Annotated in this window: 20 protein-coding genes and 3 pseudogenes; 18 read left to right on the forward strand and 5 right to left on the reverse strand. The window is 67.7% G+C overall.

The genetic code is table 11. The annotated features are described in order from the left end of the window. Nucleotides 1-14: 14 nt before the first annotated feature. A pseudogene (locus JOF55_RS23330) lies at nucleotides 15-416 on the reverse strand (transposase); the annotation flags it as partial. A 70-nt stretch (nucleotides 417-486) separates the two neighbouring features. Between JOF55_RS23330 and istA the strand changes: the two are divergent. The 13 genes and pseudogenes from istA to JOF55_RS23395 all read left to right on the forward strand — a co-directional run bounded on the left by istA (nucleotide 487) and on the right by JOF55_RS23395 (nucleotide 11,891). Then, nucleotides 487-1,719: an IS21 family transposase gene (gene istA / locus JOF55_RS23335; protein ID WP_310279078.1), complete on the forward strand. Its 1,233-nt coding sequence runs from the start codon at nucleotides 487-489 to the stop codon at nucleotides 1,717-1,719. Next, complete coding sequence (gene istB / locus JOF55_RS23340; RefSeq protein WP_310278742.1) at nucleotides 1,719-2,522, forward strand: IS21-like element helper ATPase IstB; 804 nt, start codon at nucleotides 1,719-1,721, stop codon at nucleotides 2,520-2,522. Before istA ends, istB begins: the two co-directional genes overlap by 1 nt. A 315-nt stretch (nucleotides 2,523-2,837) precedes the next feature. Next, nucleotides 2,838-3,803, forward strand: a complete 966-nt coding sequence (locus JOF55_RS23345) for a tyrosine-type recombinase/integrase (protein ID WP_310278745.1) — start codon at nucleotides 2,838-2,840, stop codon at nucleotides 3,801-3,803. Nucleotides 3,804-4,081: 278 nt separating this feature from the next. Then, a complete protein-coding gene (locus tag JOF55_RS23350) occupies nucleotides 4,082-4,396 on the forward strand; it encodes a hypothetical protein (RefSeq protein ID WP_310278748.1) in 315 nt (104 codons plus the stop codon). A gap of 69 nt (nucleotides 4,397-4,465) precedes the next feature. Further along, nucleotides 4,466-5,167: pseudogene (locus JOF55_RS24620) on the forward strand (M20/M25/M40 family metallo-hydrolase); the annotation flags it as partial. Nucleotides 5,168-5,259: 92 nt separating this feature from the next. After that, nucleotides 5,260-5,700 (forward strand): Fur family transcriptional regulator, encoded by a 441-nt coding sequence (locus JOF55_RS23360; protein WP_374727610.1) that lies wholly within the window; start codon nucleotides 5,260-5,262, stop codon nucleotides 5,698-5,700. Then, on the forward strand, nucleotides 5,693-7,915 hold the full coding sequence (katG, locus tag JOF55_RS23365) for a catalase/peroxidase HPI (protein WP_310278756.1): 2,223 nt from the start codon (nucleotides 5,693-5,695) through the stop codon (nucleotides 7,913-7,915). Before JOF55_RS23360 ends, katG begins: the two co-directional genes overlap by 8 nt. 287 nt (nucleotides 7,916-8,202) lie before the next feature. Continuing rightward, the gene (locus JOF55_RS23370; RefSeq protein ID WP_310278758.1) at nucleotides 8,203-9,177 is read left to right on the forward strand and encodes a site-specific integrase; all 975 of its coding nucleotides are present in this window, start codon (nucleotides 8,203-8,205) and stop codon (nucleotides 9,175-9,177) included. Continuing rightward, nucleotides 9,137-9,649 (forward strand): hypothetical protein, encoded by a 513-nt coding sequence (locus JOF55_RS23375; protein WP_310278761.1) that lies wholly within the window; start codon nucleotides 9,137-9,139, stop codon nucleotides 9,647-9,649. The genes JOF55_RS23370 and JOF55_RS23375 overlap by 41 nt, the downstream gene beginning before the upstream one ends. A gap of 79 nt (nucleotides 9,650-9,728) precedes the next feature. Then, complete coding sequence (locus JOF55_RS23380) at nucleotides 9,729-10,703, forward strand: tyrosine-type recombinase/integrase (RefSeq protein WP_310278764.1); 975 nt, start codon at nucleotides 9,729-9,731, stop codon at nucleotides 10,701-10,703. Between the two features lie 12 nt (nucleotides 10,704-10,715). Next, entirely contained in the window at nucleotides 10,716-11,006 is a 291-nt protein-coding gene (locus tag JOF55_RS23385) for a transposase (RefSeq protein ID WP_310278767.1), read from the forward strand. A 170-nt stretch (nucleotides 11,007-11,176) separates the two neighbouring features. Further along, nucleotides 11,177-11,341 (forward strand): IS3 family transposase, encoded by a 165-nt coding sequence (locus JOF55_RS24625; RefSeq protein WP_374727599.1) that lies wholly within the window; start codon nucleotides 11,177-11,179, stop codon nucleotides 11,339-11,341. Beyond that, a complete protein-coding gene (locus JOF55_RS23395) occupies nucleotides 11,283-11,891 on the forward strand; it encodes an IS3 family transposase (protein ID WP_310279081.1) in 609 nt (202 codons plus the stop codon). Before JOF55_RS24625 ends, JOF55_RS23395 begins: the two co-directional genes overlap by 59 nt. 443 nt (nucleotides 11,892-12,334) lie before the next feature. Here JOF55_RS23395 and JOF55_RS23400 read toward each other — a convergent pair whose 3' ends face one another. From JOF55_RS23400 to JOF55_RS23415, 4 genes and pseudogenes are all read right to left on the reverse strand, one after another. Continuing rightward, nucleotides 12,335-12,967: an MBL fold metallo-hydrolase gene (locus JOF55_RS23400; protein WP_310278774.1), complete on the reverse strand. Its 633-nt coding sequence runs from the start codon at nucleotides 12,965-12,967 to the stop codon at nucleotides 12,335-12,337. Next, nucleotides 12,964-14,046, reverse strand: coding sequence for an S-(hydroxymethyl)mycothiol dehydrogenase (locus JOF55_RS23405; protein ID WP_310278777.1), 1,083 nt, complete (start codon nucleotides 14,044-14,046; stop codon nucleotides 12,964-12,966). The genes JOF55_RS23400 and JOF55_RS23405 overlap by 4 nt, the downstream gene beginning before the upstream one ends. Before the next feature lie 115 nt (nucleotides 14,047-14,161). After that, nucleotides 14,162-15,153: pseudogene (locus JOF55_RS24630) on the reverse strand (PDR/VanB family oxidoreductase). A gap of 1 nt (nucleotide 15,154) precedes the next feature. Next, nucleotides 15,155-15,406, reverse strand: a complete 252-nt coding sequence (locus tag JOF55_RS23415; RefSeq protein WP_310278785.1) for a hypothetical protein — start codon at nucleotides 15,404-15,406, stop codon at nucleotides 15,155-15,157. Between the two features lie 248 nt (nucleotides 15,407-15,654). Here JOF55_RS23415 and pqqA point away from each other — a divergent pair, with 248 nt between their 5' ends. The 5 genes from pqqA to pqqE are packed head-to-tail and all read left to right on the forward strand — an operon-like array spanning nucleotide 15,655 to nucleotide 18,648. Next, nucleotides 15,655-15,729: a pyrroloquinoline quinone precursor peptide PqqA gene (gene pqqA, locus JOF55_RS24635; RefSeq protein WP_374727611.1), complete on the forward strand. Its 75-nt coding sequence runs from the start codon at nucleotides 15,655-15,657 to the stop codon at nucleotides 15,727-15,729. Nucleotides 15,730-15,732: 3 nt separating this feature from the next. Next, nucleotides 15,733-16,620, forward strand: a complete 888-nt coding sequence (gene pqqB / locus JOF55_RS23420; protein ID WP_310278788.1) for a pyrroloquinoline quinone biosynthesis protein PqqB — start codon at nucleotides 15,733-15,735, stop codon at nucleotides 16,618-16,620. Next, a complete protein-coding gene (pqqC, locus tag JOF55_RS23425) occupies nucleotides 16,617-17,312 on the forward strand; it encodes a pyrroloquinoline-quinone synthase PqqC (RefSeq protein WP_310278791.1) in 696 nt (231 codons plus the stop codon). Before pqqB ends, pqqC begins: the two co-directional genes overlap by 4 nt. After that, complete coding sequence (pqqD, locus tag JOF55_RS23430; RefSeq protein WP_310278794.1) at nucleotides 17,312-17,578, forward strand: pyrroloquinoline quinone biosynthesis peptide chaperone PqqD; 267 nt, start codon at nucleotides 17,312-17,314, stop codon at nucleotides 17,576-17,578. Before pqqC ends, pqqD begins: the two co-directional genes overlap by 1 nt. Next, nucleotides 17,578-18,648 (forward strand): pyrroloquinoline quinone biosynthesis protein PqqE, encoded by a 1,071-nt coding sequence (gene pqqE, locus JOF55_RS23435; RefSeq protein WP_374727612.1) that lies wholly within the window; start codon nucleotides 17,578-17,580, stop codon nucleotides 18,646-18,648. Before pqqD ends, pqqE begins: the two co-directional genes overlap by 1 nt. The last annotated feature ends 43 nt before the right edge of the window (nucleotides 18,649-18,691 follow it).

Genomic DNA, 18,691 nt, shown 5'->3' on the forward strand with positions numbered 1-18,691 from the left:
CAGCGGTATTGCCGCTAGGGTGTTTCTGATGGCTCTTGGACGGTGTCGCGGAGCCAGATCATGATGGCTGCGATGGTGAGTGTGCCGTTGAAGAGGTAGTCGCGTTTGTCGTAGCGAGTGGCTATTGCTCGGTACTGTTTCCATTTGTTGACGCACCGTTCGACGGCGCTGCGACATCGATACTGGGCCTGGTCGAACGCCGGGGGACGTCCGCCGTGGGAGCCTCGCCGCTGGCGGATGGCGCGTTGGTCGGCCGGCTCGGCGATGGTGGCCTTGATCCCGCGGCGGCGCAGGTAGGCACGGTTGCCGCGGCTGGAATAGGCCTTGTCGCCGCGCAGGCGGTCCGGGCGGGTGCGTGGGCGGCCCGGACCTCGCCGGGCGATCCGGAGCCCTTCCAGCACGGGCACGAACATCGGTGTCGTTTCCGGTTGAATACTGACCCTCTGGTTCCGGGCGGATTCTGACCCACCCATGAACGATCATGAGGTGTTGAACGTGGAGGACTGGGCGGAGATCCGCCGGTTGCATCGGGCTGAGGGGATGGCGATTCGGGCCATCGCTCGTCGGTTGGGGGTCTCGAAGAACACGGTGAAGAAGGCGCTGGGCTCGCATGAGCCGCCGCGGTATGAGCGGGCGGGGCGTGGCTCGGTCGTGGATGTGGTGGAGCCGCAGATCCGTGCATTGTTGGCGGAGTTCCCCGAGATGCCTTCGACGGTGATCATGGAGCGGGTTGGCTGGGAACGGGGGAAGACGGTGTTCTTCGAGCGGGTCCAGCAGCTGCGGCCACTGTTCAAGCCGGCTGATCCGGCGTCGCGGACCGAATATCAGCCGGGCGAGCTGGCGCAGTGCGACTTGTGGTTCCCGTCGGCCGATGTGCCGCTCGGGTGCGGCCAGACCGGTCGACCACCGGTGTTGGTGCTGGTCAGTGGCTATTCGCGGATGATCACGGCGATGATGCTGCCGTCCCGGCAGTCGGCGGACTTGTTGGCCGGGCACTGGGCCTTGATCAGTGGTTGGGGCCGGGTTCCCAAGGCGTTGGTCTGGGACAACGAGTCCGCGGTCGGGCAATGGCGCGGCGGGAGACCACAGCTCACGGAGGCGATGAACGCGTTCCGCGGAACGCTGGGCATCAGGGTCATCCAGTGCCGTCCGGGCGATCCGGAAGCGAAAGGACTGGTCGAGCGGGCGAACGGCTATCTGGAGACCTCGTTTTTGCCCGGCCGTTCGTTCGCCGGCCCGGCCGACTTCAACATGCAGCTGGGTGACTGGCTCGAGCGGGCGAATCAGCGTCAGCACCGCAGGCTGGGTTGCAGACCGGCCGACCGTTGGGGCGTTGATCGCTCGGCGATGCTGGCGCTGCCGCCGGTCGCGCCGGTGACCGGCTGGCGGCTGAGCACCCGGTTGCCGCGAGATCACTACGTCCGGCTTGATTCCAACGACTACTCGGTCCACCCGAGTGCAGTCGGTCGCCTCGTCCAGGTCGCTGCGGACCTCGACGAGGTGGTGGTGACCTGCGACAACACCAAGGTCGCCCGGCATGGTCGATGCTGGGCTGATCACCAGAGCATCACCGACCCGATCCATGCCGCCGCGGCGGCCGAGATGCGACAGGCCCGCCGACTGGCCCCGGCCCCCAAGATCGACACCACTGTCGAGCACCGGCAGTTGACCGACTACGACCGGATGTTCGGCCTCACCGGCAGCGAGGAGATCGCCTGATGGTCACCAAGAACACCACCCCGAACAGTGGTCGCAACGTCGCCGGCGAGATCGCCTATCTCACTCGCGCCCTCAAGGCCCCGTCGTTGGCTGAGGCGGTCGAACGGCTCGCGCAACGAGCCCGTGCCGAGAGCTGGACGCACGAGGAGTTCCTCGCCGCCTGCCTGCAGCACGAGGTCGCCGCGCGAGAGTCTCACGGCGGAGAGGGCCGCATCCGCTCCGCGCGGTTCCCGTCGCGAAAATCCCTGGAAGAGTTCGATTTCGACCACCAACGTTCCCTCAAGCGAGACACGATCACTCACCTCGGAACCTTGGATTTCGTTGCTGCTAAGGACAACGTGGTGTTTCTCGGGCCGCCCGGCACCGGCAAGACGCACCTGTCGATCGGGATCGGCATGCGCGCTTGCCAGGCCGGATACCGGGTCGCGTTCGCCACCGCCGCCGAGTGGGTCTCCCGTCTGGCCGAGGCCCACCATGCCGGGACATTGCAGGCTGAGCTGATCAAACTCGGCCGGATCCCGCTGATCATCATCGACGAGGTCGGCTACATCCCGTTCGAGGCCGAAGCGGCAAACCTGTTCTTCCAACTTGTCTCATCCCGCTATGAACGGGCCAGCTTGATCGTCACGTCGAACAAACCGTTCGGACGCTGGGGCGAGGTCTGCGGCGACGACGTCGTCGCCGCAGCCATGATCGACCGCCTCGTCCACCACGCCGAGGTCGTCTCCATGAAGGGAGACAGCTACCGACTCAAAGACCGAGACCTCGGCCGCGTTCCCGCAGCCACCAAGACCAACGACTAACAACCATCAACCAACCCGGGTGGGTCAGCATTCACCCGGAACAACCGGGTCACGATTGAAGCGGAGTTGACACCCGCCCCGCCCCCGGACAGGAGGCCCGCCATTCCCGCCACGCCAGACTTTGCGCACCCCCACGACCATGGGTACTCGACTGACCCCCACACCCGGCAGCGCACACGGGCACCACACCTCGCGCCATCAGGCCCCGAGGCGACCACCACCCAGCAACCCGAGCACGGTAAGTCGCTGCCGGCCCCGGGCGAGGAACCACCAGAGGCCAACAGCGAGGTGGAGCCCGCACCGCCACTGTGGAATGTGCTCAGTGAGGCGAGTCCGCAGCAGCGACTGGCCGCCCTGGACGAGCTCGCCGAGACCTATGTCCACGCCCAGCGCCCGGCCAACACCCGCCGGGCCTACGCCGGCGACTGGCACGTCTGGGAGGACTACACCCGCGCCGTGGGCATCCCGCTGTACGCGGCCACCACCGGCTCCCTGGTCGGGTTCGTACGCTGGCTGGAAACCGTGAAACAGGCCGCCCCGGCCACCATCGACCGGCGCCTGACCGGCGCGGTGGCCGGACTCCGCCACTACCGGGTTCCCGTGACTCCGGAAGCCACCCGCGCGGCCTGGGAAGCCCTGCGCGGCTACCGCCGCCGTCTGGCCGAGGCCGGTCAACACCGCGGCCGCGGCCAAGCCACCGCGATCACCCACACCGACCTGCGCGCCGTCCTCGAAGCCTGCCCGGCCACCCGGGCCGGCACCCGCGACCGCGCCCTGCTGCTGGTGGGGCTGGCCATCGCCGCCCGCCGCAGCGACCTCGCCAACCTCCTGACCAGCGACATCCACACCACCTCCCAGGGCCTGATCATCACCGTCCGGCACGGCAAAACCACCGGCCAGATGGCCGTCCCGGCCGGCCGGCACCCCGACACCTGCCCCGTACGCGCCTGGCACACCTGGCAAGAAACAGCCGGACTGACCACCGACGGCCCCGCCTTCCGACGCATCGACCGCTGGGACCACCTGCACCCAGCCGGCCTCTCCCCACAAGCCATCGGCGACATCATCACCCGCGCCGGCCAACGCGCCGACCTGCCGTATCGCCTGACCGGCCACAGCCTGCGGGCCGGCATGGCCACCACCGCCCGCCAAGCCGGCGCCACCGACATCGCCATCGCCGACCAGGGCCGCTGGCAACGCGGCAGCTACGCCCTGTATCAGTACCTGCGCCGCGTCGACCAATTCGGCCATGACAACGCCGCCGGCAAGCTGGGACTGTAAGCAGTTGAGTTCACTCGACACTGAAGAAACAGGATATGTTGACGCAGTTATCGGGTCGCGATGGCCTGCGGTCCCGCCGACCGGGTTCGCCTGGGCCCCACGTCGGCCGTCGTGGGCGGCGGCGAACGCTGGCCCGGACACGACCGTGCCGAGTCCGTGGGGTGGTGTTGTAGGAATCCTGCGGAGCGCGCTAAACTGGTGGAGCAAGCCCGGTGCGACCGTATCCGCTTCTGCGGAACCCACCGAGCCTTCTTTTTGCTCGCAGTAGGCTTGCCGGGATGGACGATCCCGCCCGGTTCGGCGTCCTCGACGACTGCCTGATGCCCACCCGGATGGGGACCCACCGGCCGAACGATGCGCGGGGACGCAAGGTGTTTCTCCGTCGCATCGAGCTGCTGCGGAAGTTCCGTAACCGCGTCGCGCATCACGATCCCATCCGCGCACGCGACCTGCACAAAGATCACGACCGCATCCTCGATGTGACTGCACTGATCCATCCCGGTCTGGCCATGTTCCTGCAGGGGCACAGCCGCGTGTCGGAAGTACTCGCCCGCCGTGCTGCGGCCGTCGATCATGGCGCGTGCCAGTTTTGACCAGACCAACGCGCTGGTGTTCACAGCACTCGGGCTGGTGGCGCATGCCCACCCGGAACCTCCTGGGCAGTGCCTGATCGATCTTGCAGTCGTTGCTCGAGCAGGTCGTACGGAGAGTTGTCCGATCAGGAGCACCGCACTGCATCGCTGGTGTCCCGACGACTCCGGGAATGCGGCTACCGGGTCCACGACGGTGTGGGCGGCACCGGGGTGGTCGGGGTGCTGTCCAACGGGGAACGGGACCACTGTCCTGCTCCGCGCCGCACAGCTGTTTGCCGCGGACACCGAGCAGTGGAACGGCACCATGTTTGCGTTGTTCCAGCCGGCCGAGGAAGCCGCCGACGGGGCCCGAGGCATGGTCGATGGTGGCCTCGAGTCGCTCGTCCCGCGTCCCGACATCGCACTCGGCCAGCACGTCCTGCCGATGCGAGCCGGGCAGGTGGCCACCAACCCGGGCCCTACGATGGCAGCAGCCGACAGCATGCGCATCACCGTGCACGGACGAGGCGCTCACGGGTCGATGCCGCAGTCGGCGATCGACCCGGTCGTGCTCGCGGCCATGATCGTCGTGCGGCTGCAGACCGGCGTGGCCCGCGAGATCGCGTCCGACGAGCCGGCCGGCTCACCGTCGGCAGCATCCAAGCAGGCACCAAGAGCAACATCATCCCCGATCACGCCGCAATCCAGCTCAACATCCGCACCTACAGTGAATCGACTCGCACGGCCGTGCTCGAGGCGATCGAACGCATCGTCGCCGCCGAATGCCGGGCGGTTCGTAAGGACTCCCGCGCCAACTCTTGAGCGACTCCAGAAACTTGGTCACACTGCAATGCGTGCCAAGGACTACGGCGGACTTCGAGCGCATGTTGCGCGAGGCTGCGCTGCGCGTGACGCGTCCGCGGGTAGCGGTGCTGTCGGCGGTGCACGATCACCCGCACGCCGATACGGATTCGATCATCGGTACCGTGCGCGGAGAACTGCCCAAGGTCTCCCGCCAGGCCGTCTACGACGTGCTCCATGCGCTGAGCAGGACGGGTCTGGTGCGCAGCATCCAGCCGATGGGCTCCGTGGCTCGCTACGAGGCGCGCATCGGGGACAATCACCACCACATCGTGTGCCGCTCGTGCGGTGTGATCACCGACGTCGACTGCGTCGTGGGCGCCGCGCCCTGTCTGGCCGAGTCCGATACCAACGGCTTCACGATCGACGAAGCCGAGGTCATCTTCTGGGGGATGTGCGCCGCCTGTTCCCCTAGTCCGGTTCCTACAACACCCAATGATCCCGAAAGGAATGCCGGTGACTGACACTCCCGACACGGAACAAGGCGGGGCCAAGTGCCCGGTCGTGCACGGCGACGGGCTGCCGCACCCGACCCAGGGTGACAGCAACAACGTCTGGTGGCCGAACCGCCTCAACCTGAAGCTCCTGGCCAAGAACCCCGCCGAGCGGAACCCGATGGGCGAGGAGTTCAACTACGCCGAGGAGTTCAAGACCCTCGACCTGCCCGCCGTGAAGCGGGACATCGAGGAGGTCCTGACGACCTCGCAGGACTGGTGGCCCGCCGACTTCGGCCACTACGGGCCGCTGATGATCCGGATGGCCTGGCACAGCGCGGGCACCTACCGCGTCAGCGACGGCCGCGGTGGTGCGGGCTCCGGTCAGCAGCGGTTCGCGCCGCTGAACAGCTGGCCGGACAACGTCAGCCTGGACAAGGCCCGCCGCCTGCTGTGGCCGGTCAAGCAGAAGTACGGCCGCAAGCTCTCGTGGGCCGACCTGTTGATCCTCACCGGCAACGTGGCGCTGGAGTCGATGGGCTTCGAGACCTTCGGCTTCGCCGGCGGGCGGGAGGACGCCTGGGAGCCCGAGGCCGACGTCTACTGGGGCTCGGAAACCACCTGGCTCGGCAGCGACAAGCGCATCTCGGGCGAGGAGGAGCAGCGGGAGCTGGAGAAGCCGCTGGGCGCGACCCACATGGGTCTCATCTACGTCAACCCGGAGGGACCCGAGGGCAAGCCGGACCCCGTCGCCGCCGCCCGCGACATCCGCGAGACCTTCGGCCGGATGGCGATGAACGACGAGGAGACGCTCGCGCTCATCGCCGGTGGGCACACCTTCGGCAAGACCCACGGCGCGGCGCCGGACTCCAACCTCGGCCCCGACCCGGAGGCCGCGCCGCTGGAGGCGCAGGGTCTGGGCTGGCAGAACGGCCACGGCACCGGCAAGGGCGCCGACACCATCACCAGCGGCCTGGAGGTCACCTGGACCTCCACGCCGACCAAGTGGAGCAACGGCTTCTTCGCCAACCTCTTCGGCTACGAGTGGGAGCTGTACCAGGGCCCGGGCGGTGGCTGGCAGTGGAAGCCGAAGGACGGCGCGGGTGAGGGCACGGTCCCGCACGCCCACGACTCGTCGCAGAAGATCGCGCCGAACATGCTCACCACGGACCTGGCGCTCAAGGTCGACCCGATCTACGAGCCGATCGCGCGGCGGTTCTGGGAGAACCCGGACGAGTTCGCCGACGCCTTCGCGCGCGCCTGGTTCAAGCTGACCCACCGCGACATGGGCCCGGTCGACCGCTACCTCGGCCCGGAGGTCCCGTCCGAGGAACTGATCTGGCAGGACCCGACCCCCAAGCCCGATCACGAACTGGTCGGCGCCGAGGAGATCGCCACGCTGAAGGGCAAGATCGTCGAGTCCGGCCTGACCGTGGCGCAGCTGGTCTCCACCGCGTGGGCCGCGGCCTCGTCGTTCCGGGGCAGCGACAAGCGCGGCGGCGCCAACGGCGGCCGCATCCGCCTGGAGCCGCAGCGCAACTGGGAGGTCAACGAGCCGGACAAGCTCGCGACCGTGATCAGCACCCTGGAGGACATCCAGCAGTCCTTCAACGCCGAGTCCGGCGCCAAGCAGGTCTCCTTCGCCGACCTGCTCGTCCTCGCCGGGTGCGTCGGTGTCGAGCAGGCCGCCAAGGCCGCCGGGTCCGACATCGAGGTGCCGTTCACCCCGGGTCGCGGTGACGCCACCGCCGAGCAGACCGACGCCGACTCCTTCGCCCACCTCGAACCGGCCGCGGACGGGTTCCGCAACTACCTCGGCAAGAACGCCTCGCTGCCGGCGGAGTACGCGCTCATCGACAGGGCGAACCTGCTCACCCTGAGCGCACCCGAGATGACGGTCCTGGTCGGTGGCCTGCGCGTGCTCGGCGCGAACCACCAGCAGTCGGCGCTGGGCGTGCTCACCGACAAGCCCGGAACGCTGACCAACGACTTCTTCGTGAACCTGCTCGACATGGGCACCACGTGGAAGCCCACGGACGACTCCTCCGAGACGTTCGAGGGCCGCGACGCTTCGGGCGCGGTCAAGTGGACCGGCAGCCGCGTCGACCTCGTCTTCGGGGCCAACTCCGAGCTGCGGGCACTGGCCGAGGTCTACGCGGCCAACGACGCCAAGGAGAAGTTCGTGCGTGACTTCGTCGCGGCCTGGAACAAGGTGATGAACCTCGACCGGTTCGACCTCGCCTGATCCCGACGCAGGACCCGCCCGATAAGGGCTGAGCTACACATCCTCAGCCCGGAAGGCGCACACGACCCCGTCCCGTGTGGGCGGGGTCGTGTCATCGATACGCCCGGCACAGGCAGTCGCTTGGGGGTTGACCGCCGTACAGCATGCCCGCCGCACCGTGGACGTCGCACTCAGCCTGTCATTCCATAGTGGACGAACAGAAGGAGTGAACACCACAAAAGTTACGTGGAATCTGGCCGGATGGGTGATCATGTCCTTTCGGTGCGACCACGGACTTGGGAGATGGCTTGGGCGACAGGGCGGTGTTGGAGTGGAAGTGGCCGGTGCTCGGACAGCACGAGCGGGCGGCCGAGTGGCTGCGGGTGTGGAGTGATCTCGGACGTGCACCTCGGACGATCGAGGCCTATGCCCGTGGGCTGGCCGAGTATTTGCAGGTGTGCGAGCGAGAAGGCGTCGATCCGATCGGGGTGAATCGGGCGCACCTGGCCGGCTACGTGCGTGAGTTGACCAGTCGGCCCAGCCACCGGGGCGCGAATGTGGTCTCGATCGACTCGGGGGCTGGCCTGGCGAATGCGACCATCCAGCAGCGGCTGATGCCGGTGCGGTTGTTCTACGACTACCTGATGGAGGAAGGGCTGCAGGAGTCCAACCCGGGCGGCCGGTGGCGCTCGCCACTGGCCGGACGGCGCTTCGACACCACGGTCGACCTGCGCCCCGAGGAAGCAGTGGCGATTGCCGAGCTCGGCGTGGACAACCTGCGGCGGCTGCGGCGGCATGACCCCCTCCGCGCCGGGGTGGCGGGTGATCAGGCGGCTGCTGTGGCCGCTGGAGGCGGTCAACGCCGACCCCGCATCGGCGGCGCGCCATGCTCGACGTGGTCGCCGTGCTGCTGGTGCACTCGGCCGAGCTGGGCCGGACCTTCTGGAGCTGGACGGCGCAGGAGTGGGTCGATCTGCTGGGCGGCGACCAAGCCGCGTTCCGCCGCACCGTGCGCCTGGGCCGGCGACGAGGTCCGCCCCTATCTGGCGGCGCACGTCTGCGTCGTGGGTTCGGTCACCGCGTTCCACCGGATCGGCGGCTTCCAACGGATGGCGTTGTCGCAGCGGATCTTCGGGCGTGATCGTGTCAACGGCGAGATAGCGGGCACCGCTGGCCGAGTGGGGCTACCGCCTCGGCCAGGACGGGGACGTGCTGCTGCCGCTGGTGGCCTGCCAGCTGTTCTTGCTCAACCGCAGCCCGCCCCCGGAAGACCTCTCCACTGAGCTGTTCGACCGCGTTCGCCGTGAGGCTCTCCTGCACGGCGCGCAGTCCAATTGCGTGTATGCCCCGCAGCGGGCGGTCGCCGCGCTGGGGTTCTGCGACCCGCCACGCCACCTCACCGGCCGGCACGCCGCCAGATCCACCGGAGGTGCGCCAACCTGGCAGCAGTGGGTCGACCGCTGGCACGCGACCTCGACGCTGACATCGCGCACCCCCCGCAACGTTCGGGCCAGACTGCTCAAGGTCGGGCGATGGCTGACCGTCGAGCACCCCGAGGCCGCCGACCCGGCGGCATGGACCCGGCAGACCTGCGCTGCCTGGGTCGCGGCGGTGGACCAGATGAACGTCGGCGACTACGTCCAGCGCACCGTCGGGGTGCACGACCGCGCCGGCGAGCCGTTGAAGGCCTCCAGCAAGGAGGGCCTGCCCTCCGCGGTCAGAGGATTCTTCACCGACTGCCAAGAATGGGAATGACTGCCCCGCCGCTTCGACCCCCTGCGGGCGCTGGCCACCCCGCGCAGCATCGCCACCCTGCTCGGCCCCGACCCCCCGGGTGATCGCCGACGAGGTCTGGGCGAAACTGCTCTGGGCCGGGTTGAACCTCGAACAGGGCGATCTCCCGAGGAGCAACGCCGGGCACTTCTACCCGCTCGAGTTGGTTCGGGCCGTCACGCTGACGTGGCTGTTCGGCGGGATGCGCAGTGACGAGACCACCCGTCTGCGCCTCGGCTGCCTCCGCTGGCAGCATGACGGGACCCCGCTCACCGGCGACTCCCAACAGATCCTGGCCCGCGACGCGGTCTGCCTGCTCGACATCCCCACCAACAAGACCAGCACCGCGTTCACCAAGCCGGTCGACCCGATCCTCGGCCAAGCCTTCGATGCCTGGCAAGCCCTGCGCCCGTCCCAGCCACAGCTTCTGGACCGCCGCACCGGCGAGCAGGTTGACTCACTGCTGGCCATCCGAGCCCGCCGGGTTTCTTCCCACTACATCAACAACACGGTCATCCCGGTGCTCTGCCGCAAGGCAGGCGTGCCCGCCGCCGACATTCAAGGCAACATCACCAGTCACCGAGCCCGCTCCACGATCGCCAGCCAGCTCTACAACGCCAAGGAGCCCATGACCCTGTTCGAGCTGCAAGCCTGGCTCGGTCACCGCTCACCGCAGTCGACCCAGTACTACGCCAAGATCACCCCGAATACCCTGGCCAAGGCCTACAACGACGCCGGTTACTTCTCGCGCAACGTCCGCGCGATCGAGGTCCTCATCGACCGCGACGCCGCCGCCTCCGGCCGGACAGGCGCCGGCGAGCCCTGGCAACACTACGATCTCGGATACGGATACTGCACCGACACGTTCTTCGAACAGTGTCCCCACAGGATGGCCTGCGCTCACTGCGACTTCTATATCCCCAAAGGATCAAGCAAGGCGCAACTGTTGGAAGCCAAGGAAAACCTGCAACACATGCTGGGTCTGGACCGTTCCCGCTTTGGCGGACGGCCGAGAGCAGTGATCGACTGTCTATGAAAGAGGCTGATAATGGCGACGTCCCGTCGGAGGCACACCGCCGAGTATCGCAACCATGCGGTAGAGTTGATCCGTGAATCGGGCAAACCGATTGCGGAAGTAGCACGCGATCTCGGAATCAACGAGGGAACGTTGGCGAACTGGACCAACAAGGCCCGCCAGAGTGATGCCGACGACGAGAAACCGTTGACGACATCGGAACGCGCCGAATTGGAGCAATTCCGCAACGACTACCACACGGTGCGCATGGAGCGCGATTTTTTAAGGCGTGCGGCGGAGTACTTCGCGAGTCACCCGAAGTGAAGTACTCGGTCATCGCTGCCGAACGCGCCAAAGAATCGCCGCAGTACACGGTGACCTTCATGTGCGAGATGCTGAATGTGCGTCATCAGGGCTAGGACGAATGGCTCGCTAAAGAGCCCACACGGCAGCAACGCCGCGACGAGACCCTGACCGACAAGATCACCGCCATCATGCAGCGCCATCGTCACCGGTTGGGCACCCGGCGCGTGCGTGAGCAGCTTGCCCGGCTGGGTGAGCAGGTCTCGCCCAAGCGCGTCCACCGACTGATGCAGGCCGCTGGTCTGCGGTGTCGGCCCCCACGCCGCTGGCTGTGCCAACGCCCCACAGGACGGTGAGCAGTCCGCGCTGGCCGACCTCGTCCAGCGCGACTTCACCACCACCGCCCCCGATGAGAAATGGGTTGGCGATATCACCTACCTTGCCAACGACGAAGGGTGGGCGTATTTAGCGACCGTGCTGGACTGCTACTCCCGAAAAATCATCGGATGGCGTCTGGACACGCACTTACGTGCCGAACTGGCAATCGAGGCCCTGGAAGACGTGATTTCCCGGAGAAATCCGAACGGAAACATCTTTCACTCGGACCGCGGGTCCCAATACACGAGCCACTTCTTTCGGGAATTCTGTCGAGCCAACGGTCTCCGTCCGTCCGTGGGAGCCACCGGTGTATGTTTCGACAACAGCGTCGCCGATTCCTTTTTCGCGACTCTGAAGAAGGAACTCGTCCACGGGCGCTCGTGGAACACCGTTAGCGAGATCCGCACGCCCGTGTTCCAGTTCATCGAGACCTACTACAACCGCCATCGACCGCACTCGGCGATGAACTACCGAACCCCCGAGGAACAGGAAGATAAATTTGCCAAGCTCACCCTGACCGCGACATAATCAAGTGTCCGCTCGGGCGGGAACACTTCAGTGTTTTCCAGAAATAGAGGTTTTCGGTGCCTTGCCGCTGTGGCTTCCGGCCGTACAGAAAACGGGGTCTGGAGAAAAACCGGGAAAGTCCAGCGGTAGCGATCATCGCTGCTGGCCACGCTGTTGGAAAAAGAATTCGGAGGGGTTCCAAGCTGAGCTGGAACGGCGTCGTGGCCTGCGTTGACGTGCACTCTGTCCCGGTTCTTGCGCCGATCTCGGAACTGGGCCGTGCGGGCGCGGGTGTCGAGGGTGACCTATTCGGAGCGCGGCGTTCACCCTGCCCCCGTTGGCGGGCGGTCCACCGTAGACGACCTCACCCGAGTTGCGGGCCGGGCTCTCCGGCACTGCGGGACGTGTTGCCGTCGTGCCGGGTCGCACCGCATGGGGCTGGACCCGGCACGGCGGCGATGCGGTCAGTGACCCCGGCGGATCCACTCCTGCACGTGGGGCTTCTCGTCCCCGACGGTGGTGGTGCCGCCGTGACCGGGGTGGACCGTGGTGTCCTCCGGCAGGGTCAGTAGTCGGGTGCGGATCGACTCGACGATGACGTTGAAGTCGGAGTAGGACCGTCCGGTGGCTCCGGGCCCGCCGGCGAAGAGGGTGTCGCCGGTGAGCACCGCGCCCAGCTCGGGTGTGTGGAAGCACACCGCTCCGGGGGCGTGGCCGGGGGTGTGCAGCACCCGCAGCGTGATCCCTGCGATCTCGATCTGCTGGCCGTCGGCCAGTTCGCCGTCCGGCTGGCGCTCGGGGTGGGTCATGCGCCAGAGCACCAGATCGTCCGGGTGCAGCCGGATCGGCGCGTCGAGCAGCTCGGCCAGCTTCGGCGCCATGCGCACGTGGTCGTCGTGGGCGTGGCTGGCCAAAATCGCCCGCACCCGACGGCCACCGACCAGGTCCGCGATCGCCTCGGCGTCGTGCGGGGCGTCGATGATCACGCACTCGTGCTCGTCGCCGACGACCCAGACGTTGTTGTCCACCTCGTGGGTCTGCCCGTCCAGGGAGAACGTGCCCGAGGTGGTGATGTGGTCGATGCGTGCCGTGCTCACACCACCACCACCGAACGCAGCACCTCGCCCTTGTCCATCCTGGAGAAGGCATGCTCGACCCCGTCGAGGGAGATCTCCTCGCTGACGAACTTCTCCAGCGGCAACCGCCCCTGCAGATAGAGGTCGACCAGCATCGGAAAGTCCCGGCTGGGCAGGCAGTCGCCGTACCAGCTCGACTTCAGCGCACCGCCCCGGGCGAAGACGTCCAGCAGAGGCAGTTCGAGCTGCATCTCCGGTGTGGGTACGCCCACCAGCACCACGGTGCCGGCCAGGTCCCGGGCGTAGAAGGCCTGGGTGTAGGTCTCCGGGCGCCCGACGGCCTCGACGACCACGTCCGCGCCGTTACCGCCGGTCAACTCCCGCACGGCCTCCACCGTGTCGGCCCGCGAGGCATCCACCGTGCGCGTGGCACCCAGCTCGGTGGCCCAGTCCAGCTTCGTCGCATCGGTGTCCACCGCAATGATCTCGGCCGCCCCGGCGAGGTTGGCACCGGCCACCGCGCCGGCTCCGACACCGCCGCAGCCGATCACCGCCACCGCATCGCCCCGGCCGACCTGGCCGGTGTTGATCGCCGAGCCGATTCCGGCCATCACCCCACAGCCGAGCAGGCCCGCCACCGCCGGGCGCGCCGCCGGATCGACCTTGGTGCACTGCCCGGAGTGCACCAGCGTGCGCTCGGCGAAGGCGCCGATGCCCAGCGCCGGCGACAACGGGGTGCCATCGGCCAGCGTCATGGGTTGGGCGGCGTTGTGCGTGTCGAAGCAGTACTGCGGCCTGCCACGGCGGCACGCCCGGCAACTCCCGCACACCGCACGCCAGTTCAGTACGACGAAGTCCCCCTCGGCCACATCCGTGACTCCGGCACCGACTGCCTCCACAACACCGGCGGCCTCGTGCCCGAGCAGGAACGGGAACTCGTCGTTGATCCCGCCCTCGCGGTAGTGCAGATCCGTGTGGCAGACCCCGCAGGCCTGCACCCGCACCACGGCCTCACCCGGCCCGGGATCCGGCACCACAATCGTTTCGACAGTGACTGGCTCGCCCTTGCCCCGAGCCACCACCGCACGCGAATTGGTCATCGTTCTCCTCTCGAGACCGGCGTCTCGATCGACACCCTAGCCGTTGATCACCACTCGGATCGATCGTTCAAGTCAAATCGGTCTCCTTGATGGACACGTCCCGGTGACCGGGGCGTCAGCGAAGGCCGAGGGTAACGGTGCTGGTCGTCGAGCTTGCCTCGGAGGGGCCGGTGGCACCCACCACCCGGGAGACGCAGGTGCACAGCTTGGTGGCGGTGGCCTTCTGCTGCTCGCTGTAGAACACGTCGCGGTGGTCGACCGTGCCGTCGACCGAGACGATGTCGACCTGGCACAGTCCGCACTCACCCTTGCGGCAGCTGAACATCATGTCCACATCGGCGCGATCGAGGGCATCGAGCGGTGATTCACCGGTGCCGACAGTGGTTTCGACACCGAGCCCGGGAACCCTGACGATGAACTCCTCGGCCTCGAACCAACCGCTGTTGCCGAAGGTTTCGTACCGCAGGTTCGACAGCGGCAGGTCCCGGCCGAGCCAGGTGCGACGGATTGCGTCCATCAGCCGGATCGGCCCGCACATGTACAGCTCGGTGTGCGCGTCGACACCGGCGACCAGTGCGGACACGTCGAGCCCGGTGCCCTCGTCATCGACGTGCGCCTCGAGTCGATCACCGTGCACTTCAGCGAGTTCGGGCATGAACGCCATCGCCGAGCGGCTGCGACCGACGTAGACGAACCGGTAGTCCGCGCCGAGTCGCCGCAGGACCGCGCCCATCGCGGCGACCGCGGTGATTCCGATGCCACCGGCGAGCAGGACATAGCGGGCGGCGCCGACACGCAGCGGAAAATCCTGCAGGGGGCGGTGATGTCGAGCTCGTCACCGTCACGCAGCGAGTGCATGAATGTCGAGCCCCCACGCGAGGTCGGGAACAGGTGTACGCCGAGGGTGACGGTGCGGCCGTCGGCACCGACAGAGACCACGGAGTAGGACCGCACGTCGCCGGTGTCGATACGCACGTCGATGTGGGCGCCGGGGTCGGGGCGTACGGGCGATTCAGGAGCAAGGACGATCTTCGCGATCGAGTCGACGGCCGGTTCCACGGCCACGACGCGGCCGCGCTGCCAGTGCCTCTGGTTCGTTGCGCTCATCTCAGCGCACCGCCTCGGAAACTGCGGTGCCTGCGGCGGCGCGTTCGGCCTCGACCATGCGTTGGATGAGGCGGCGCACCTCCATCCGCCGCGATACATCCATATTGGACATACCATCAGCGCAGACGAGCACGATCCGCGCCCGCAACGCGATCTCCTGCGCCGTCTTCCGACGACGCGCCCACCCCTCCAGCGTCCGCCGCTCGGTATCGGTAAGATCCAGATCAGGCAGGCGCGATCCTCGACGCCCCATCACACAAACATGCAACAAACTACTGACTCAGCACACTAGTCGGGCGGACGCCCGCGCAGTCCTTGCGAATCGGTCGGTGGAACGCGAATTCATCGCGGCGGCGGTTTTCGATCGCCGAACCGGGTAACCGCTCGTCCCGACAAACGCGCCTCTGGTCGGAGATCGGGTTCCGCTGGTTGCCGATGGGTTGTCACCGGAACCACCGATCGCGGAGGCTCGATGCCATCCCTTTGATCTAGGAGGATGACATGACCTGGGAAAAGCCCGAGTACACCGTGACCGAGATCTGCGCCGAGGTGACCGGCTACTTCCACCGTCGATAAGCCGTGCTGCTGCGTTGTCTCGGAGTCGCCGCGGGCGGCGGTTACCCGCAGTGGAACTGCGCCTGCGGCGGCTGCCGCGCGGCCCGCGAACGGCCCGAACGAGCCACAATGCACGCTGGCCTCGCGGTCTCCGGGAGGGGGGAGCGGTGGTTCCTGCTCAACGCCACCCCGGACGTGCACCACCAGCTCGCCACCGACCCGAACCTGCACCCCGGTCCCGGGCCGCGGGACACTCCGGTGGCCGGAGTGCTGCTCACCGACGCCGAGTTCGATCACACTATCGGGCTGCTGATACTGCGCGAGGGCTCCAGCCTCGTCGTGCACGGCACGCCCGAGGTGCTCGAGGCGCTCGAGACGCAGTTCCCCGTGCGGAACCTGCTCAGCGACTACGCCAAGATCGACTGGCAGCCGGTGGAACCGGGCGAGCCGATCGAGCTGGACGAGCGCCTGCGTGCCACCGCGTTCCGGACCGGTGGCAAGCCGCCGCGCTACGTGGGCTCCTCGGAGCGACCGAACTGGGAGCTGGGCTACCGCCTGGAGGACACCGCCACCGGCGGCACGGCGGTGTACGCGCCGACGGTGCCCCGCTGGGACGAGTCCTTCGCCGCTCAGGTCGCCGACGCGGACTGCGTGTTCTGCGACGGCACCTTCTACACCGACGAAGAGATGTCGCGCCAGGGCACCGGTTCCCAACCTGGGCTGTCCATGGGGCACATGCCGATCGACGGTCCCGACGGGTCCGCGCGGAGGCTGGCCGAGCTGCGCGGCCGCAAGATCTACGTCCACGTCAACAACACCAACCCGATCCTCGACGAGAACTCCGCGGAACGCCGCGGGCTGGAGCGGCAGGGCATCGAGATCGGGCACGCCGGCTTGGAGGTCGAGCTATGACGCCGTTGTCTGCTGCGGATTTCGAGGAGGAGCTGCGGGCGGTCGGTGCGCAGCGCTACCACCACCTGCACCCGTTCAACGAGCGGATGCACGCCGGCGACCTGACCGAAGAGGAGTTCCGCGGCTGGGTGCGCAACCGCTTCTACTACCAGCTCAACCTCCCTATCAAGGATGCCTACATCCTCACCAAGCTGCCGAGCTCGGAGCACCGCAAGCGGTGGATCAAGCGGATCACCGACCACGACGGCACGCCGGGTACCGAGGGCGGCATCGAGCGCTGGGTGCGGCTGGGCGAGGCGGTCGGGCTCACCCGCGAGGAGCTGCACGACACCCGCACGGTGCTGCCCGGGGTGCGCTTCGCGGTGGACGCCTACGTGGAGTTCTGCCGCGACCGGCCGTGGCTGGAGGCGGTGGCCTCGGCGCTGACCGAGCTGTTCGCCCCGGACCTGCTCAGCCGCCGCATCACCGACGTGCGCGAGCACTACCCGTGGATCGCCTCCGAGGGCCTGGAGTACTTCCGCACTCGGCTGACCCAGCAGCCTGCCGACATCGAGCACCTGCTGGAGCTGGTGCTCAACAACGCGACGACCCGCGAGCAGCAGGAGGCCTGCGTGCGGGCCCTGGAGTTCAAGTGCGACGTTCTGTGGACCCTGCTGGACACGGTGCAGCTGACGTTCGGCAAGGACTCGTGATGGACCCCGACGGCAACAAGCCGCGCCTGGTGCCCAAGGGCAGGCTGCGCTTCGACAAGGTCCGCGGCGGCGACATGCTGCTGCTGCCCGAGAGGGTGGTGCAGCTCAACACCTCCAGCGCGGCGATCCTGCGGCTGTGCGACGGCACCCGCACCGCCGCCGAGATCATCGCGAAGCTGGAAGCCGATTTCGAGGCCAACGGACTGTCCGATGACGTGCTGGGATTCCTGCGCGAAGCGCGCGAAAAGGGCTGGGTGATGACATGATCAACGCGCCTTACGGTCTGCTGGCCGAGCTCACCCACAAGTGCCCGCTGCACTGCCTGTACTGCTCCAACCCGCTGGCGCTGCGGCCGCGCGAGGAGGAACTGGGTACCGAGGACTGGCTGCGGGTGATCCGGGAGGCCGCCGAGCTCGGCGTGCTGCAGGTGCACTTCTCCGGCGGCGAGCCGCTGCTGCGCAACGACCTGGAGGAGCTGATCGCCGAGGCGGACCGCTGTGAGCTCTACACCAACCTGATCACCAGCGGGCTCGGGCTCACCGAGCGCCGGGCGAAGGGCCTGGTCGCCGCCGGGCTCAACAGCGCGCAGCTGAGCATCCAGGGCGACAATCCGGAGTCCACCGCGCTGATCGCGGACAGCAAGCGGTTCGACAAGAAGGCGGAGGCGGCGGGCATCATCCGCGAGAGCGGGCTGCCGCTGAACATGAACGTCGTGCTGCACCGGCTCAACCTCGACCGACTGGATGCGATCATCGACGTCTGCGACTCCTGGGGTGCCGAGCGCCTCGAACTGGCCAACACCCAGTACTACGGCTGGGGGCTGCGCAACCGCGAGGTGCTGATGCCCAGCCGGGAGCAGCTGGCCCGCGGCGAGGAGGTCTACCGGCGCCGCAAGGAGGAGCTGGCCGACCGCATGGAGCTGCTGTGGATCCTGCCGGACTACTACGAGCGGTACCCGAAGCCGTGCATGGGCGGGTGGGCGCACTCCAGCTTCACCGTGGCCCCGGACGGGATGGCCTACCCATGCCCGGTGGCCGCCGACATCGACAGCCTCAAGTTCCCCTCGGTGCGCACCGCCGCGCTGGAGTGGATCTGGATGGAATCGCCCGCGTTCCAGGCGTTCCGGGGCACCGACTGGATGCCCGATCCGTGCCGCAGCTGCTCGCGTAAGGAGATCGACTTCGGCGGTTGCCGCTGCCAGGCGTTCGCGCTGACCGGGGACGCCGCGCGCACCGATCCGGTGTGCGTGCACTCGCCGGACCACCACCTGATCTCCGATGCCGTGGAGCGCGCCAACAGCGACACCCCGGCACCGGAACCGGTCTTCCGGCGATAGGCCTTTTTGCGCGAAATGTCCCTGCACACTCTCTGAAGTGGAC

The organism is Haloactinomyces albus (genome assembly GCF_031458135.1).
Taxonomy (GTDB): domain Bacteria; phylum Actinomycetota; class Actinomycetes; order Mycobacteriales; family Pseudonocardiaceae; genus Haloactinomyces; species Haloactinomyces albus.

Coding starts and splice junctions, on each gene's coding strand:
- istB (WP_310278742.1), top strand. CDS start 1,719: ATGGTCACCAAGAACACCACCCCGAACAGTGGTCGCAACGTCGCCGGC.
- JOF55_RS23350 (WP_310278748.1), top strand. CDS start 4,082: ATGGACGATCCCGCCCGGTTCGGCGTCCTCGACGACTGCCTGATGCCC.
- JOF55_RS23360 (WP_374727610.1), top strand. CDS start 5,260: ATGTTGCGCGAGGCTGCGCTGCGCGTGACGCGTCCGCGGGTAGCGGTG.
- JOF55_RS23385 (WP_310278767.1), top strand. CDS start 10,716: ATGGCGACGTCCCGTCGGAGGCACACCGCCGAGTATCGCAACCATGCG.
- JOF55_RS24625 (WP_374727599.1), top strand. CDS start 11,177: ATGCAGCGCCATCGTCACCGGTTGGGCACCCGGCGCGTGCGTGAGCAG.
- JOF55_RS23405 (WP_310278777.1), bottom strand. CDS start 14,046: ATGACCAATTCGCGTGCGGTGGTGGCTCGGGGCAAGGGCGAGCCAGTC.
- JOF55_RS23415 (WP_310278785.1), bottom strand. CDS start 15,406: ATGGGGCGTCGAGGATCGCGCCTGCCTGATCTGGATCTTACCGATACC.
- pqqC (WP_310278791.1), top strand. CDS start 16,617: ATGACGCCGTTGTCTGCTGCGGATTTCGAGGAGGAGCTGCGGGCGGTC.
- pqqD (WP_310278794.1), top strand. CDS start 17,312: ATGGACCCCGACGGCAACAAGCCGCGCCTGGTGCCCAAGGGCAGGCTG.